The organism is Streptomyces sp. NPDC057287, assembly GCF_042667905.1.
Classification (GTDB): Bacteria; Actinomycetota; Actinomycetes; order Streptomycetales; family Streptomycetaceae; genus Streptomyces.
In genome coordinates, this window is record NZ_JBHUYV010000018.1 from 84,410 (window position 1) to 99,769 (window position 15,360).

At 71.2% G+C, this 15,360-nt stretch carries 15 protein-coding genes; 11 read left to right on the forward strand and 4 right to left on the reverse strand.

Features of this window, described 5'->3' with window-relative positions; genetic code table 11:
• Positions 1–6: 6 nt before the first annotated feature.
• Positions 7–1,191 carry a molecular chaperone DnaJ gene (dnaJ, locus tag ACFUNE_RS29435; RefSeq protein ID WP_383574286.1) on the forward strand — a complete coding sequence of 395 codons (1,185 nt, stop codon included), beginning with the start codon at positions 7–9 and terminating at the stop codon, positions 1,189–1,191.
• A gap of 1 nt (position 1,192) precedes the next feature.
• Positions 1,193–1,639, forward strand: coding sequence for a heat shock protein transcriptional repressor HspR (locus ACFUNE_RS29440; RefSeq protein ID WP_014155378.1), 447 nt, complete (start codon positions 1,193–1,195; stop codon positions 1,637–1,639).
• A 28-nt stretch (positions 1,640–1,667) separates the two neighbouring features.
• On the opposite strand, the gene ACFUNE_RS29445 is transcribed toward ACFUNE_RS29440, so the two are convergent.
• Positions 1,668–2,672, reverse strand: coding sequence for a LuxR C-terminal-related transcriptional regulator (locus ACFUNE_RS29445; RefSeq protein ID WP_383574288.1), 1,005 nt, complete (start codon positions 2,670–2,672; stop codon positions 1,668–1,670).
• Between the two features lie 182 nt (positions 2,673–2,854).
• Entirely contained in the window at positions 2,855–3,838 is a 984-nt protein-coding gene (locus ACFUNE_RS29450; RefSeq protein WP_383574290.1) for a helix-turn-helix transcriptional regulator, read from the reverse strand.
• Between the two features lie 128 nt (positions 3,839–3,966).
• Here ACFUNE_RS29450 and ACFUNE_RS29455 point away from each other — a divergent pair, with 128 nt between their 5' ends.
• Positions 3,967–4,278: a 5'-nucleotidase gene (locus tag ACFUNE_RS29455; RefSeq protein WP_383574292.1), complete on the forward strand. Its 312-nt coding sequence runs from the start codon at positions 3,967–3,969 to the stop codon at positions 4,276–4,278.
• The gene (locus tag ACFUNE_RS29460) at positions 4,275–4,595 is read left to right on the forward strand and encodes a (2Fe-2S)-binding protein (protein ID WP_033296620.1); all 321 of its coding nucleotides are present in this window, start codon (positions 4,275–4,277) and stop codon (positions 4,593–4,595) included. The genes ACFUNE_RS29455 and ACFUNE_RS29460 overlap by 4 nt, the downstream gene beginning before the upstream one ends.
• Positions 4,596–4,704: 109 nt before the next feature.
• On the opposite strand, the gene ACFUNE_RS29465 is transcribed toward ACFUNE_RS29460, so the two are convergent.
• The gene (locus ACFUNE_RS29465) at positions 4,705–5,106 is read right to left on the reverse strand and encodes a pyridoxamine 5'-phosphate oxidase family protein (RefSeq protein ID WP_383574294.1); all 402 of its coding nucleotides are present in this window, start codon (positions 5,104–5,106) and stop codon (positions 4,705–4,707) included.
• 137 nt (positions 5,107–5,243) lie between these two features.
• On the opposite strand from ACFUNE_RS29465, the gene clpB reads away from it, so the two are divergent.
• From clpB to ACFUNE_RS29480, 3 genes are all read left to right on the forward strand, one after another.
• Positions 5,244–7,856 carry an ATP-dependent chaperone ClpB gene (gene clpB, locus ACFUNE_RS29470; protein WP_383574424.1) on the forward strand — a complete coding sequence of 871 codons (2,613 nt, stop codon included), beginning with the start codon at positions 5,244–5,246 and terminating at the stop codon, positions 7,854–7,856.
• Between the two features lie 333 nt (positions 7,857–8,189).
• A complete protein-coding gene (locus ACFUNE_RS29475) occupies positions 8,190–9,458 on the forward strand; it encodes an MFS transporter (RefSeq protein WP_383574296.1) in 1,269 nt (422 codons plus the stop codon).
• A 70-nt stretch (positions 9,459–9,528) separates the two neighbouring features.
• Positions 9,529–10,086 carry a YbjN domain-containing protein gene (locus tag ACFUNE_RS29480; RefSeq protein WP_383574298.1) on the forward strand — a complete coding sequence of 186 codons (558 nt, stop codon included), beginning with the start codon at positions 9,529–9,531 and terminating at the stop codon, positions 10,084–10,086.
• Positions 10,087–10,195: 109 nt separating this feature from the next.
• Here the strand turns inward: ACFUNE_RS29480 and ACFUNE_RS29485 are convergent, their stop codons facing one another.
• A complete protein-coding gene (locus ACFUNE_RS29485) occupies positions 10,196–11,377 on the reverse strand; it encodes a pyridoxal phosphate-dependent aminotransferase (RefSeq protein WP_383574300.1) in 1,182 nt (393 codons plus the stop codon).
• A gap of 125 nt (positions 11,378–11,502) precedes the next feature.
• Between ACFUNE_RS29485 and ACFUNE_RS29490 the strand changes: the two genes are divergently transcribed.
• The 4 genes from ACFUNE_RS29490 to ACFUNE_RS29505 all read left to right on the forward strand — a co-directional run bounded on the left by ACFUNE_RS29490 (position 11,503) and on the right by ACFUNE_RS29505 (position 15,343).
• Positions 11,503–11,772, forward strand: coding sequence for a hypothetical protein (locus ACFUNE_RS29490; protein WP_383574302.1), 270 nt, complete (start codon positions 11,503–11,505; stop codon positions 11,770–11,772).
• A 311-nt stretch (positions 11,773–12,083) separates the two neighbouring features.
• Positions 12,084–12,605 (forward strand): DUF2617 family protein, encoded by a 522-nt coding sequence (locus ACFUNE_RS29495; protein WP_383574303.1) that lies wholly within the window; start codon positions 12,084–12,086, stop codon positions 12,603–12,605.
• A gap of 125 nt (positions 12,606–12,730) precedes the next feature.
• Positions 12,731–14,329, forward strand: a complete 1,599-nt coding sequence (locus ACFUNE_RS29500; RefSeq protein WP_383574305.1) for a polyamine aminopropyltransferase — start codon at positions 12,731–12,733, stop codon at positions 14,327–14,329.
• A gap of 84 nt (positions 14,330–14,413) precedes the next feature.
• Positions 14,414–15,343, forward strand: a complete 930-nt coding sequence (locus tag ACFUNE_RS29505) for an SRPBCC domain-containing protein (RefSeq protein ID WP_383574307.1) — start codon at positions 14,414–14,416, stop codon at positions 15,341–15,343.
• Positions 15,344–15,360 lie beyond the last annotated feature (17 nt).

Consider the following 15,360-nt stretch of genomic DNA (forward strand, 5'->3'; position numbering starts at 1 on the left):
ACGTCGATGAGCACGAAGGACTTCGTCGAGAAGGACTACTACAAGGTCCTCGGCGTCCCCAAGGACGCCACCGACGCCGAGGTCAAGAAGGCGTACCGGAAGCTCGCCCGCGAGTACCACCCGGACGCCAACAAGGGTGACGCCAAGGCCGAGGAGCGCTTCAAGGAGATCTCCGAGGCGAACGACGTCCTCGGTGACCCGAAGAAGCGCAAGGAGTACGACGAGGCGCGCGCCCTCTTCGGCAACGGAGGCTTCCGGGCCGGTCCCGGCGGCGCGGGCGGCAACTTCAACTTCGACCTGGGCGACCTCTTCGGGGGTGCCCAGGGCGGCGGCCAGACGGCCGGCGCCGGCGGGTTCGGCGGCGGCGGCATCGGCGACGTCTTCGGCGGGCTGTTCAACCGGGGCGGCGGTGGCACACGTGTCCAGCCGCGCCGCGGCCAGGACATCGAGTCCGAGGTGACGCTCAGCTTCACCGAGGCGGTCGACGGGGCCACGGTCCCGCTGCGGATGTCCAGCCAGGCACCCTGCAAGGCGTGCTCGGGCACCGGCGACAAGAACGGCACCCCGAGGGTCTGTCCGACCTGTGTCGGCACCGGTCAGGTGTCGCGCGGCACCGGCGGCGGATTCTCGCTGACCGATCCCTGCGTGGACTGCAAGGGCCGGGGCCTCATCGCCCAGGACCCCTGCGACGTCTGCAAGGGCAGCGGGCGGGCGAAGTCGGCCCGCACCATGCAGGTCAGGATCCCCGCGGGTGTGCTGGACGGCCAGCGGATCCGGCTGCGCGGCAAGGGCAGCCCGGGCGAGCGCGGCGGTCCGGCCGGTGACCTCTACGTCGTCGTCCACGTCGACGCCCACCCGGTCTTCGGCCGCAAGGGCGACAACCTCACCGTCACCGTGCCCGTCACCTTCCCGGAGGCGGCGCTGGGCGGCGAGGTGAAGGTCCCGACGCTCGGGGGGCCTCCGGTCACCCTGAAACTCCCGGCCGGCACACCCAACGGGCGTACCATGCGCGCCCGGGGCAAGGGCGCCGTACGCAAGGACGGCACCCGGGGCGACCTCCTGGTCACCGTCGAGGTGGCCGTCCCCACGGACCTCGGCGCGGACGCCCAGGACGCGCTGGAGGCCTACCGGAAGGCGACCGCGGGGGAGGACCCGCGGGCGGAGCTGTTCCAGGCTGCGAAGGGAGCTTGAGATGGACGGCCGTCGACGCAATCCGTACCAGCTGACCGACGAATCACCGGTCTACGTGATCTCGATCGCGGCTCAGCTCTCGGGCCTGCACCCGCAGACACTGCGCCAGTACGACCGCCTCGGCCTGGTCTCGCCCGACCGTACCGCCGGGCGCGGCCGGCGCTACTCGGCGCGTGACATCGAACTGCTGCGCACCGTGCAGCAGTTGTCGCAGGACGAGGGAATCAACCTCGCCGGCATCAAGCGCATCATCGAGCTGGAGAACCAGGTCGCCGCGCTCCAGCAGCGCGTCGCCGAGCTCTCGGCGGCGGTGGACGGCGCGGCCGTGGCCATGCAGCAGCGCGAGGCCCAGGTGCACGCCTCCTACCGGCGCGATCTGGTGCCGTACCAGGACGTGCAGCAGACCAGCGCGCTGGTGGTCTGGCGGCCGAAGCGGCCGAAGGACTGAGCAGGCAGGACAGGGCCCGCCCGGAGTCTCACGACTCGGTGGCGGGCCCTGTCCGCGTGCCGGGGGCGTCCACGACGCCCGACCGCACGATGAGGACCCCGAGGTGGGTGCGGCTGGTGGCCCCGAGGGCCTGCATGAGCCGGGCGATGTGGGAGCGGCAGGTGCGGACGCTGATGCCCAGCTTGCGGGCCACCACGTCGTCGACGTGCCCCTCGCTGAGCAGCCGGGCGATGCTCTGCTGGACGGCGGTGACCTGGATGCCGGGGGCGGACGCCGGGAGGTGCCGGGTGAACGGCACGGCCTGCGCCCAGAGGACCTCGTAGACCTGCACGAGGTAGCGGACGAGGGCGGGGTGGCGGATCTCCAGGGCCACGTTGTGCTCGGGTGTGGCCGGTATGTAGGCGAGGGCGCGGTCGAAGATGATGAGCCGTTCGACGGACTGTTCCACCGTGCGGATCTGGAGCAGGTCGGAGGGCACCTGCGCCACGTAGTCCTTGACGCGGGTGTTGTACCGCGCGGGGTGCTGGTAGATGTGCCGGAGGCGGGCTCCTCCCGCGATGGCCGAGCGGGCGTTCTCCAGTCCCTGCCGCATGTTGTGTTCCAGGCGGTTGCCCCCGGGCTGCGCGGTCAGCACCTCCTCGCGCGCGTGGCGGGCGGCCTCCTGGAGCGCGGACGCGATCCGCGGTTTCCCGTCCAGCACGGTGATGGCGAGATTGGGGTCCTCGTCCGCGACGGACGTCAGGGGGGTCAGCACCCGGCTCAGGGCGGTGCTCAGCTGTATCCGCTCGTCGATCTCGCGGGTGATGGGCTGCAGGAGGTGGGCCAGTGCGGCGGACGGCGGGACGGGGCGCATCCACGTGTCGTCGCCCGTGTCCGGGTGCACGAGGGCCATCTCGATCAGGCACGGTGCCGACGTCAGGGCGGTGCGCGGGACGCGGCCGACGCGGAGCGCTTCCTCGTACAGCTCGACCGCGGGGGCGCAGAGCTCCCGGGGGCCGTGCGAATGCACCGGTTTTGCCTCATCGGCGTTCATTTGACGACCCCTCACTTTGTGCGTTGCAGAAAGATGACGGTGGCAGAAGCGGCGCTCGCGGGAGAGTGTGGGGGAGCCGGGGGACGGGGACTCGCCCGGCACGGTCGGGCGTGGCCGCGCTCTCCCCTTGCGTGGGCACGTCCTCCGGCCCTGGGGCGGGGGTGCCTTCGGGCCCCGCACGTTCAGGAGTCCTGGTCCAGGATTCCTGAACGTGCGATCAGATAACCGAGTTGGGCCCGGCTGGTGCTGCCCAGGGTGGCCGACAGCTTGGCGACATGGGCCCGGCAGGTGCGGACGTTCATGCCGAGGCGGCGGGCGATGGAGTCGTCCACGTGGCCCTCGACGAGGAGTTGGGCGATGGAACGCTGGACACCGCTGATCCCCTCGGGAGTCGGCTCGTACTTGATCTCCTCGAGCAGCGGGGCGGCCCTGGTCCAGAGCTGCTCGAAGACCTTGGCCAGATACTCGACCAGGCCGGGGTGGCGGAGCTCCAGGGCGACCATGCGGTCGTCCTGCGCGGGGATGAAGGCGACGGTGCGGTCGAAGACGATCAGGCGTTCGATGAGCTCTTCGAGTGTGCGTATCTCCACGTGGTCCCCGGCCATGCGTTCGGCGTAGGCCAGCGTGCTCTGGCTGTGGCGCGCCGTGTGCTGGTACAGGGTGCGGATCCTGATGCCCCGGTCCACGACGGACAGACCGCGCTCCAGGGACCTGCTGAGGATGTCCTCGGGCCTCCCGCCCCCCGGCTGGACGGTGAGGACTTCGGAGCGGCACTCCGCGGTCGCGAGGTCGAGGGAGGCGTTGATCCGGTTGACACCCTCCAGCACGGTGATCGCGTGGTTGGCCGACGGCCCCTGTGCGCTGATGTCCATGAAGGGCTCGAAACACTCGGCCAGTGCGAGGGAGTGCCTGCGGCGTTCCTGTATCTCGCGTTCTATGGGATGAAGGTGTTGTGCCAGTGCTGCCGACGGCGCGACGGGGCGGAGCCAGTCCGCGGCGTCGGGGTCGGGGTGCAGCAGTGCGAACTCGATCAGGCAGGGCGCCGTCGCCACTTCGGCGCGGGCGATGCGTCCGGTGCGCAGCGCGATGGCGTAAAGGCGTGCTCCGTCCTCACATAGGTCGGCAATCCCGTGAGGATGTGTCGGTTTTGTGTCTCTTACGCCCATATCTCCACCCCCCAGCTTCCTGAACTTGCAGGAACATGATGCATCGACGCAGTGGTGTTCGAGTGCCCAGGTGAGACATCGTCTTCAGTGCGGGGGAGAAGAATCCACAAGTGAGGACGAAGCCGACTATGTACAAGCGAATGCTTCGCTCGGCGCTTGCCGCCACGTTCGTCGCGGCCATGGGTTTCGGGCTGTCGGGCGCAGGCGACATCGGCTGGAGCAGCGAGGCGGCTGCTACGCCGGGTGACATCGGCTGGAACGTGCAGGCCGCCGCGCCGTCCGACATCGGCTGGGTCGCTCCCGCGAGCGGCCAGGGTGACATCGGCTGGTCTTCTCCGTCCGACATCGGCTGGGTCGCTCCCGCGAGCGGCCAGGGTGACATCGGCTGGTCTTCCCCGTCCGACATCGGATGGGCCGCCCCGACCGGCGCAGTGGCATGACCACCCCACCGGACGACCGCACCTTCCGGCGGGAGATGGCCACGGCATATCGCTCAGGGTGGCATTTCATCGATCTGCTCACGGCACTCACCCGCCAGGGCGATTCGTTGATGGTCACCCTGTTCGGGGAGCCGATCGTCGTCGTGATGGAAACGGATGACGACATCCGCGCCTATCGCTGCCTCCGCCGGCCCCGCGGTGCGCCGCAACCTGTTCGCTGCGCCGTGAGGTACGGCATGATTTTCGTGAATCTCGATCAGCGTGACCATGAGCTGTTCGAACAAGAAGCCATTTCCGCCACCCCCCGCAGTGCCTGAACGATTCCCCCGTCGTTACAAATCGTTCCGGCACTTCCCCCACACAACGGCGCCATCGTGACCTGAACACGATGGCGCCGTTGTGCTGCCCGGAGTTCTTCCGAATTCCTCAGGCGTTTCCGAGAGCCCTGTCGACGGCGATCTCGATGACGATCCGCTCGGGATTGTGCCGCGGGGTGCGCTCGTAGCGTTCCGCGTAGCGGCGTACCGCGTCCTGGACCTCCTCGGGCTCCGCGCGCACGACCGCCCGGCCCTCCAGGGTGGCCCAGCGGCGCCCCTGCATCTGGCAGACCGCGACCCGTGCCCCCTCCGGGCCCGCCGCCAGGACGTGAGCCGCCTTCCGGGTGTTCCTGCCCGTGATGACGCGGGCGAGCCGTGTCTCCGGGTCGTACGTCACGCCCACGGGCACCACGTGCGGCGTGCCGTCCGGGCGGAGCGTGGTCAGGGTGCACACGTGGCGCTCCCGCCAGAAGGCGAGGTACTCGGGGCCGGGGTTGCGTACGTCAGGCATGGCGTCAGCCTAGACAGGGGAGGGACCGGCGGCCCGGCGAGCCCTCCGGCCAGCCTTGAGTGGAATAGACTCAACTTTGTACCCGTTGTTCGAGTCATGGTTCCGTGAAGTACCAGTACGAGGAGGAGACAGCGCCCGTGGACGCCGAGCTGACCAACAAGAGCCGGGACGCCCTCAATGCGGCGACCAGCAGGGCCGTCGAGGGCGGCCACCCCGATCTGACCCCCGGGCATCTGCTGCTTGCGCTGCTCGCGGGCGAGGACAACGCCAACATCACCGACCTGCTGGCCTCCGTGGAGGCCGACCAGGTGGCCGTGCGTGAGGAGACCGAGCGGCTCCTCGGGGCGCTGCCCAGCGTCACCGGGTCGACCGTCGCGCCGCCCCAGCCCAGCCGCGAGCTGCTCGCCGTCCTCGCGGACGCGGATCAGCGTGCGAAGGAGCTCGGCGACGACTACCTCTCCACCGAGCACCTGCTGATCGCCGTCGCGGCGAAGGGCGGCCGTGCCGGTGAGATCCTCGACGGGCAGGGAGCCGGCGCGAAGAAGCTGCTGGACGCATTCGAGAAGAGCAGGGGAGGGCGCCGGGTGACCACTCCCGACCCCGAAGGGCAGTACAAGGCGCTGGAGAAGTTCGGCACCGACTTCACGGCCGCCGCGCGCGAGGGCAAGCTGGACCCGGTCATCGGCCGTGACCAGGAGATCCGCCGCGTCGTGCAGGTGCTGTCGCGCCGTACGAAGAACAACCCCGTGCTCATCGGCGAGCCCGGTGTCGGCAAGACGGCCGTCGTCGAGGGGCTGGCCCAGCGCATCGTCAAGGGCGACGTCCCGGAGTCCCTGCGCAACAAGCGGCTCGTCTCCCTGGACCTCGGCGCGATGGTCGCCGGCGCCAAGTACCGCGGCGAGTTCGAGGAACGCCTCAAGACCGTCCTCTCCGAGATCAAGGAGAGCGACGGCCAGATCATCACCTTCATCGACGAGCTGCACACCGTCGTCGGCGCGGGCGCCGGCGGCGACTCCGCGATGGACGCCGGCAACATGCTCAAGCCGATGCTCGCCCGCGGTGAGCTCCGCATGGTCGGCGCCACCACACTGGACGAGTACCGCGAACGGATCGAGAAGGACCCCGCCCTGGAGCGCCGCTTCCAGCAGGTCCTGGTCGCCGAGCCGTCCGTCGAGGACACCATCGCGATCCTGCGTGGCCTCAAGGGCCGCTACGAGGCCCACCACAAGGTCCGGATCGCCGACTCCTCGCTGGTGGCCGCCGCGACCCTGTCCGACCGCTACATCACCTCCCGCTTCCTCCCCGACAAGGCCATCGACCTCGTCGACGAGGCGGCCTCCCGGCTCCGTATGGAGATCGACTCCTCGCCGCTGGAGATCGACGAGCTCCAGCGGTCCGTCGACCGCCTCCTCATGGAGGAGCTGGCGCTCAAGAACGAGAGCGACGAGGGCTCCAAGCAGCGCCTGGAGAAGATCCGCCGCGACCTCGCCGACAAGGAGGAGGAGCTGCGCGGCCTCACCGCCCGCTGGGAGAAGGAGAAGCAGGGCCTGAACCGCGTCGGTGAGCTCAAGGAACGCCTCGACGAGCTGCGCGGCCAGGCCGAGCGCGCCCAGCGTGACGGCGACTTCGACACCGCGTCCAAGCTGCTCTACGGGGAGATCCCCGGCCTGGAGCGCGAGCTGGCCGAGGCGGACGAGGCCGAGCAGGAGGCGGCCAAGGACACCAAGGACACCATGGTCAAGGAGGAGGTCGGTCCGGACGACATCGCCGATGTCGTCGGCGCGTGGACCGGCATCCCGGCCGGACGCCTCCTGGAGGGCGAGACCCAGAAGCTGCTGCGGATGGAGTCCGAGCTGGGCAGGCGGCTGATCGGCCAGGGCGAGGCCGTCCGGTCCGTGTCGGACGCCGTGCGCCGCACCCGGGCCGGCATCGCCGACCCCGACCGCCCCACCGGCTCGTTCCTCTTCCTCGGCCCGACCGGGGTCGGCAAGACGGAGCTGGCGAAGGCGCTCGCGGACTTCCTGTTCGACGACGAGCGGGCCATGATCCGCATCGACATGAGCGAGTACAGCGAGAAGCACAGCGTCGCCCGGCTCGTCGGCGCCCCTCCCGGCTACGTCGGCTACGAGGAGGGCGGGCAGCTCACCGAGGCGGTCCGTCGGCGCCCCTACAGCGTGGTCCTGCTGGACGAGGTCGAGAAGGCGCACCCCGAGGTCTTCGACATCCTGCTCCAGGTGCTGGACGACGGCCGGCTCACCGACGGGCAGGGCAGGACGGTGGACTTCCGCAACACCATCCTGATCCTGACGTCGAACCTGGGGAGCCAGTACCTGGTCGATCCGCTGACCGGCCCCGAGGTGAAGAAGGAGCGGGTACTGGAGGTCGTGCGGGCCTCGTTCAAGCCGGAGTTCCTCAACCGGCTGGACGACCTGGTCGTCTTCTCGGCGCTGTCCGGCGACGAGCTCGCCCACATCGCGGGGCTCCAGGTGGCCCGGCTCGCCGGCCGGCTCGCCGACCGCCGGATCGGGCTCGACGTCACCCCCGAGGCCCTGGCCTGGCTCGCCGAGGAGGGTAACGACCCGGCCTACGGCGCCCGGCCGCTGCGCCGGCTCATCCAGACGGCGATCGGTGACCGGCTCGCGAAGGAGATCCTCGCGGGCGAGGTCAAGGACGGCGACACGGTCCGGGTGGACCGGTCCGGCGACGGGCTGATCGTGGGGACCGCGACGGCGGGCGGCAAGACCCTGTAGAGCGCCCCCCTGTCCCCGGCCGAGGCCCCGCGCCCCGGCCGGGGACAGCTGTGTGTGGCCCTCGTGCATTGATGTGTGCATCTGGCATGCATCAGCGGGGGGAGTGCCCACGAAATTGAGCCGAAATTGCCCATGACGTGGCTGATTGGCGGATGCGTTACCTTCCGGGCCGCTGTTTTTGTACCCGGGCGATACATATCGTCACCCTCGAAGGAAGAGGGAATGGCGAACGTGTGCGTGATCGTGATCCGCGTAATATCAGGACACTCCGGGCCCCTTTCCTTTACGGACGGGAGAGGCCTCGCCGAATTCGGGAGCCGGTAAGGTACGCGCATGACGGAGCGGATACCTGGCGGGACGAGTGCGGAGCCGAAGGATGGCAGAAGTGACAGTCTGATTCGCCTCAGCGAATTCAGAACTTTGTGGGCTGCTTTCGCTCAGTCGGTGCTGGGCGACCAGCTGGCACGGGTGGCGCTGTCGCTCCTGGTCTTCGAACGCACCGAGTCGGCCGGCTGGACCGCGGCGACCTACGCCCTCACGAGTCTGCCCGCCCTCCTGTCCGGTGTCCTCCTCTCCGGCCTCGCCGACCGCTTCCCCCGGCGTACGGTCATGATCGGCTGCGACCTGGTGCGCGCCGTCCTCGTCGGGCTGATGGCGCTGCCCGGGACCCCGCTGCCGCTGCTGGCCGGGCTGCTGGTCCTGGCCCAGCTCGCCGAGGCGCCGTTCGGGGCGTCGCAGGGCGCCCTGATGCCCGCCGTCCTGGGCGAGCGCCTGTACGAGCGCGGGCAGCGGGTCATGATGATCACCCACCAGTCCGGACAGCTGCTCGGCTTCGCCGCCGGCGGAGTGCTCGTCGTGTGGCTCGGAAGCCATGTCTCGCTCGGGCTGAACGCGCTGACCTTCCTGATCTCCGCCGCCCTGATCCGGCTGGGTGTGAAGGCCCGTCCCGTGGACAAGGGCGCCGACGCGCGCCCGAAGCGGGTGCACACCCAGGTGGCCGGTGCGGCAGCCCTGATCTGGTCGGACCCCCGGCTGCGCTCGCTCGTGGCGCTCGGCTGGCTGGCCGGCTTCATCGTGCTCCCCGAGGGCCTCGCGGCGCCCTTCGCGGAGGAGGCCGGGGGGAGCGCCGCGTCGGTGGGGCTCCTGCTGGCCGCGCACCCCGCCGGAATGGTCCTCGGCGCTGCCTTCCTCGGCCGCGCCGGCTTCGACGTCGAGCGGCGCCGCCGGCTGCTCGGGCCGCTGGCGGTGGGCGCGAACCTTCCGCTGGTCGTCTACTGGGCGGGCCCGGGCGTGGGAGTGGCCCTGCTGGTGCTGATGGTGTCGGGCGTCTGCTCCGCGTACCAGATCACCGCGGGGGCGACCTTCGTCATGCTCACCCCCGCCGACCAGCGCGGCCAGGCGCTGGGGCTGGCCAGGTCGGGGCTGACCGCGATGCAGGGGATCGGTGTGGCGGCGGGCGGCCTGGCCGCGGAGCTGTCCGGCTCCTCGGCCAGGACCATCGGCGGGGCGGGGCTCGTCGGAACGCTCTGCGCGGTCGCGGTCGCGGTTTCCTGGGCGCGCGCCCGGCAGACGGGCGCCGGGACGATTCCCCTGAGCGCGTAGGACTACCGGCCGCGATCGCGGCTAGGGTCGGAGCCAGGAAACCACGTGCGATCCACAGGAGTACCCAGCGATGTCTATCGACCCGTCCTCGATCCCCAACTTCGGGGGCCAGCCCGAACCGCAGGCGTCAGGACCCGAGGGCCCCGTGGTCCCCGACCAGGACCTCGTCAAGCAGCTTCTCGAGCAGATGGAGCTGAAGTTCGTCGTCGACGACGAGGGCGACCTCGCCGCGCCGTGGGAAGACTTCCGGACGTACTTCATGTTCCGCGGCGAGGAGGAGCAGCAGGTCTTCTCGGTCCGGACCTTCTACGACCGCCCCCACGACCTGGACCAGCGCGCCGTCCTGCTCGACGCGATCGACGACTGGAACCGCCGCACCCTGTGGCCCAAGGTCTACACGCACGCCCACGAGGGCGAGGAGGGCGCCGCGTCCTCCGTGCGCCTGGTCGGTGAGGCCCAGATGCTCATCGGTACCGGCGTCAGCCTGGAGCACTTCGTCTCCTCGACGGTCAGCTGGGTGCGGGCCTCGATCGAGTTCGACAAGTGGCTCGTGGACCGCCTGGGCCTGGCGCCCGAGGAGAAGCCGGACGAGGGCGACTCCGCCACGGAGCAGGCCCCGGAGGCCTGATCCGGCGAACGGACGCCGGGAGGCCCGGTCCGGTGCGTGGCCTGTGCGGCCGATGCACCGGCCCGGGCCTCTCGCATGTGTCAGGACGCCCGGGCCTCCCGCAGGTCCGTCAGGACGCCCGGAGCCCCTTCAGCCGGGTGACCGCCTCGGTGAGCACATCGGTGCGCTTGCAGAACGCGAAGCGGACGAAGGGCGCGCCCTGCTCGCGGTGGTCGTAGAAGACCGCGTTCGGGACGGCGACGACCCCGCAGCGCTCCGGGAGGGCCCGGCAGAAGGCGAGGCCGTCGCTCCCGGCGCCGAGCGGGCGGATGTCGGTGGTGATGAAGTACGTCCCGGCGGGCTCGTAGACGTCGAAGCCGGCCTCGGTGAGGCCCGCGCCCAGCAGGTCGCGTTTGGCGCGCAGGTCCGCGCGCAGTCCGTCGAAGTAGCTGTCGGGCAGGCGCAGGGCCTCGGCGACGGCGTACTGGAGGGGACCGCCGGAGACGTACGTCAGGAACTGCTTGGCGGAGCGGACCGCGGTGACCAGCTCCGGGCTCGCCGTGATCCAGCCGATCTTCCAGCCCGTCAGCGAGAACGTCTTGCCCGCGCTGCTGATGGTGACCGTGCGCTCCCGCATTCCGGGGAAGGACGCGAGGGGGATGTGCTCGCCCTCGAAGACGAGGTGCTCGTAGACCTCGTCGGTCACGACCAGGAGATCGCGCTCGCACGCGAGAGCGGCGACGGCGGCCAGCTCCTCCCGGGTGAGCACGGTGCCGGTCGGGTTGTGAGGGGTGTTGAGCAGGATCAGCCGGGTGCGGGGCGTGACGGCGGCGCGCAGTTCGTCGAGATCGAGGCGGTAGGCACCCTCGTGGGGCTGGAGCGTGACGGGGACGCGGGTGCCGCCCGCCATGGCGATGCAGGCGGCGTACGAGTCGTAGTACGGCTCCAGGGCGACGACCTCGTCGCCGGGCTCCAGGAGGGCCAGCAGGGAGGCGGCCACCGCCTCGGTGGCGCCGGTGGTGACCAGGACCTCGGCATCGGGGTCGTACTCCAGCCCGTAGCGCCGCCGCTGGTGGTCGGCGATCGCGGAGCGCAGCTCGGGGATGCCGGGGCCCGGTGGGTACTGGTTGCCCTTGCCGGAGAGCAGCGCCCGGGCGGCGGCCTCGAGGATCTCCTCGGGGCCGTCGGTGTCGGGGAAGCCCTGGCCGAGATTGATCGATCCGGTCCGTACGGCCAGCGCCGACATCTCCGCGAAGATCGTCGTGCCGAACTCCGTGAGGCGGCGGTTGAGCAGCGGTCGTCCCTGTGTCATGTACGCCATCCTGTGCCGAAGCTCTGGAGTTGCTCAAGTCTGCTTTGGGCCCGGCGCGGCGTGGGAATCCACCGGTCAGTCAGAAGCGGGGACCTCGCTTCGGGGGAGAGAAGGATGTGAGGTCGATGGAGTTGACCGTCTTCATCGTTTTCCTGGTGATCGTGGTGGCGGGGATCGCCGCCCTCGTCAATGGATCGAGTGGCCGGAAGAAGCCGTTGGCGGGCCGATCCGGGCGTAAGGGACGCCGTGGCTCCGACAGTGGCGGAGGAGGCGGCTCCGACGGGGGCAGCTGGTGGTCCGGGGACAGCGGCGGCCACTCGTGCGGCAGCGGTGGGCACTCCGGTGGGCACTCCTGCGGAGGTGGCGGCGGCTGCGGCGGGGGCGGCGGCGACTGAGCCGGGTCGGTCCGTCCCGTACGGGGGGCGGGGCGGGTGCCCTGAGATGTCCGGCAGGAGTGAACTCCCGCCGGACATCTTTTGGTTGGGAGTGCGGGGAACAGGTGAACCGTGCTGCCCCCTGAGGGATGGAAACCACGGCAAGTTGGGTAAAAACGCTGTGAGCGCGACGTACTTCGTGATTGCATCGATGTAGAGAACATTCAGCCCCCGGGCCCGAGTTGGGCCGGATCGGGCTCCCCTCCCCCACGGTGCGCCGCCCGGGGGTACCTCCTGTCCGTGTGTCCCTGTGTGCTTTGCGGAGCCGATCCATGCTCACGACCCTCCAGACCGCCTATTCCGATACCCGAGCCGCCGATCTCGCATGGACGCTCGGGCTGGAGCCGTTGCCCGCCCTCGCCGTACTCGACCTCGAACTGGCAAGCGCCAAGGTGCAGTTGCGGCTGCTCGGTGCCTCTCACCAGGTCCTGCTGGAGGAGGAGCGCCGTACGTGCTCCGAGACCGTCGCCTGTCTGCCGGGCAGCAGCACGCCGCTGCCGCTGGGGGTCGCCGAGAGCCTGGGCGACTGGGACTACGAGTTCGCGGCGCGCGTCGAGACGCTCTCCGAGGGGTCGTTCGCGGGGCGCGCGCAGGAGCTGCTCGCGCTGGTGACCGACCATCCGCACGGTCTGGCGGGGACGTTCCCCGGCAGCCCCTACGCCTTCACCGCGATGCTCGCCCAGCGGACGGAGGGGCAGGTGCGCTGGCGGACCTGGCACGCGTATCCGCAGGAGGGGCAGCTGGTGGTGACCCGGACGAGGGTGGCCGTACGGGTCCCGGTGCCGACGGCGTGAGATGAGAGGGGTGCGCCCGCTTCGCGCGAGGTGGTGGGTGGCCGGTGGGGCGCGCTTCCGGCGCACCTCACTTACACCCTTGTGGGTGACAAGCGGCGACCTTCTCGTCACGTAGCGTTCGCTTCATGATCGACCAGCAGATGCCGCTGCGAGGGGGCGCGGCGCGGCTTCCCGTACGGCCCGGGACCGGCCGCCTCCTCGTACTCGCCGCGGTCTTCATCTGTGCCGCGTGCGGCCTGGTGTACGAGCTGGAGCTGGTCGCGCTCGCCTCGTACCTGATCGGTGACTCGGTCACCCAGGCCTCGGTCGTGCTGTCCGTGATGGTGTTCGCGATGGGCATCGGGTCGTTGCTCGCGAAACGTTTACGCAACCGCGCCGCCGTGGGGTTCGGGCTGATCGAAGCCGCGCTGGCGCTGGTCGGCGGCACGTCGGCGCTCACCCTGTACGCCTCCTTCGCCTGGCTCGGGGAGTCGCGCTACGCGCTGGTCGGCTTCTCGCTCGCGATCGGGATCCTGATCGGCGCGGAGATCCCGCTGCTGATGACACTGATCCAGCGGGTCGACCGGCAGGACGCGGGCGGGGCGGTGGCGGACCTCTTCGCCGCCGACTACGTGGGCGCGCTGGTCGGCGGGCTCGCCTTCCCGTTCCTGCTGCTGCCGATGATGGGCCAGCTGACCGGGGCGCTGTTCACCGGCGCGGTCAACGCGGCGGCGGGCGGGGCCCTGGTGCTGTGGGTGTTCCGGCGCGATCTGGGGCCCCGGTCGCGCTGGTTGCTGATCCTCGTCAACGCCGCGGTGATCGCCCTGCTGGCCACCGCATCCGTCCTGGTCGACGACTTCGAGCGGGCGGCGCGGCGCGCGGTGTACGGCGACGAGGTGCGGGTCGCGGTGCAGACCGGGGTGCAGGAGATCGTCCTCACGGGTGCGCGGCGGGGCTCGCTCGACCTCTATCTGGACGGCCGGCTCCGGGTCAGCTCCCGCGACGAGCACCGCTACCACGAGGCGCTCGTGCACCCGGCGATGAACGGGATCCACCGGCGGGTGCTGGTCCTGGGCGGGGGTGACGGGCTGGCGGCCCGTGAGGTGCTGCGCTATCCGGACGTGGAGTCGGTCGTGGTGGTCGAGATCGACCCCGCCGTCACCCGGCTGGCCCGCACGGACCCGGCGCTCTCCGCGCTGAACGGGCACGCGTACGGGGACCCCCGGCTGACGGCGGTCTCCGGGGACGCCTTCACCTGGCTGCGGGACGCCCGTGACCGCTACGACGTGGTGATCTCGGACCTCCCCGATCCGGGGATCACGGCCAGCACGAAGCTCTACGCGGCCGAGTTCTACGGGCTGGTGGCCGGGGCGCTGGAGCCGGGGGGCCGCCTGGTCGTGCACGCGGGGCCGCCGAGCAGCAGACCGGCGACGTTCTGGACGGTCGACGCCTCGGTGCGGGCGGGCGGCCTGACGACCCGGCCCTATCGCGTCGACGGGCGCCTCACCGGTTTCGCGGCGGGCCCGGACCGGGCCACGGGCGGGGCCGAGGCGCCCAGGGACTGGGGATTCGTGCTGGCCGCGCGGGACGCGGTGGGCCGGCCCGGGATCGCCCCGGGGGCTCCGGTCCTGCGGACGCTGGGGGAGCGGCAGCTGCTGGCCGGCCTGCGTTCGGTGGAGCGGGTCCGGCTCCACGGGGTTCAGCCGTCGACGCTGGTCCACCCCAGGTACCAGGAGGAACGGTGACCACGCCCGGCCGGTGCGTTCCGCACGGTGTACGGGGAGTGGAAGCGCTGACGGGACGGCCGGGGCTGAGTAGGCTCGGTCGGTATGGAGCATGAGGTGTTCGTTCCGGTTCCGGTCCCGGCCCTGCGGAGGACGCTGGGGGACCCCGCCCGTGTCGCGCGCTGCGTGCCGGGACTCCAGCAGGATGCCGACGCGTCGGCGGGCCCGCTGGCAGGCCGGCTGAGATTCCGGGCCGGCGGCCACACGATCACGTACCGCGGAGCGCTGACGCTGCGGCCCTCCGCCGGGGGTGACTCCTTCTCGGTGTCGGGGGAGGGCGTGGAGGCGCGGGGCGCGGGTTCGGCGAAGCTGGCCCTGACCGTCCGTCTCACGGAGACGGACGGGGGGACGACGATCGGATACACCGGCACGGCGAGCGGTGACGGAAGGATCGTGGACCTGGACGAGCCGGCGGCGCTCGCAGCGGCGCAGCGGCTGCTGGACCGCTTCACACAGCAGCTGGTGACGGAGTCCCTGGCGACGCCTCCCGGCGCGTCCGCCGAGGAGGCCGGGACGCCGGAGAATGAGGCAGCGGAAGTCGAGGGCCCTGAGGCTGGGGCCTCGGAGGGTGAGGGCCCGGAGGCCGGGGCGCCGGAGGCCGACGCGCCCGCCACGGAGCCGCCGCCCGTACCGCAGTCGCCTTCCGGGCCGCAGTCGCCCTCCGGGCCGCCCTCCGCGGACAAGGACTCGGTGTTCGACGCGCCCGTTCCGCCGCCGGCGCTCGACCCGTCCGCGGAGCTGGAGTTCATCGTGCCGGACGAGCCGCCCGCCGAGGCCGCGCACGCGCGCCGCACCATGATCGGCCGCAGCACGGAGGAGGTGGACCACGCCCCGCCGCGCGGCCGGTACGCCCCTGTGCCGTCCCCCGAGGCTGGTGCCGCGGGCATCACGCTGCGCTGGGCGGCCCCGGCGGCCGCTCTGGCGATCGCCTCGGCCGTGGTGGTGGGCCGGGCGCTCCGACGCAGAAGGCCGTAGCGAGGCCCCCCGCGCCA

Bases quoted from the DNA above. Each gene is read 5' to 3' on its own strand.
- dnaJ (WP_383574286.1), top strand. From the start codon at position 7: ATGAGCACGAAGGACTTCGTCGAGAAGGACTACTACAAGGTCCTCGGC.
- ACFUNE_RS29440 (WP_014155378.1), top strand. From the start codon at position 1,193: ATGGACGGCCGTCGACGCAATCCGTACCAGCTGACCGACGAATCACCG.
- ACFUNE_RS29490 (WP_383574302.1), top strand. From the start codon at position 11,503: ATGGAGTTGACCGTCTTCATCGTTTTCCTGGTGATCGTGGTGGCGGGG.
- ACFUNE_RS29445 (WP_383574288.1), bottom strand. From the start codon at position 2,672: ATGAACGCCGATGAGGCAAAACCGGTGCATTCGCACGGCCCCCGGGAG.
- ACFUNE_RS29505 (WP_383574307.1), top strand. From the start codon at position 14,414: ATGGAGCATGAGGTGTTCGTTCCGGTTCCGGTCCCGGCCCTGCGGAGG.
- ACFUNE_RS29475 (WP_383574296.1), top strand. From the start codon at position 8,190: ATGACGGAGCGGATACCTGGCGGGACGAGTGCGGAGCCGAAGGATGGC.
- ACFUNE_RS29460 (WP_033296620.1), top strand. From the start codon at position 4,275: ATGACCACCCCACCGGACGACCGCACCTTCCGGCGGGAGATGGCCACG.
- ACFUNE_RS29480 (WP_383574298.1), top strand. From the start codon at position 9,529: ATGTCTATCGACCCGTCCTCGATCCCCAACTTCGGGGGCCAGCCCGAA.
- ACFUNE_RS29485 (WP_383574300.1), bottom strand. From the start codon at position 11,377: ATGACACAGGGACGACCGCTGCTCAACCGCCGCCTCACGGAGTTCGGC.
- ACFUNE_RS29450 (WP_383574290.1), bottom strand. From the start codon at position 3,838: ATGGGCGTAAGAGACACAAAACCGACACATCCTCACGGGATTGCCGAC.
- ACFUNE_RS29495 (WP_383574303.1), top strand. From the start codon at position 12,084: ATGCTCACGACCCTCCAGACCGCCTATTCCGATACCCGAGCCGCCGAT.
- ACFUNE_RS29455 (WP_383574292.1), top strand. From the start codon at position 3,967: ATGTACAAGCGAATGCTTCGCTCGGCGCTTGCCGCCACGTTCGTCGCG.
- ACFUNE_RS29500 (WP_383574305.1), top strand. From the start codon at position 12,731: ATGATCGACCAGCAGATGCCGCTGCGAGGGGGCGCGGCGCGGCTTCCC.
- ACFUNE_RS29465 (WP_383574294.1), bottom strand. From the start codon at position 5,106: ATGCCTGACGTACGCAACCCCGGCCCCGAGTACCTCGCCTTCTGGCGG.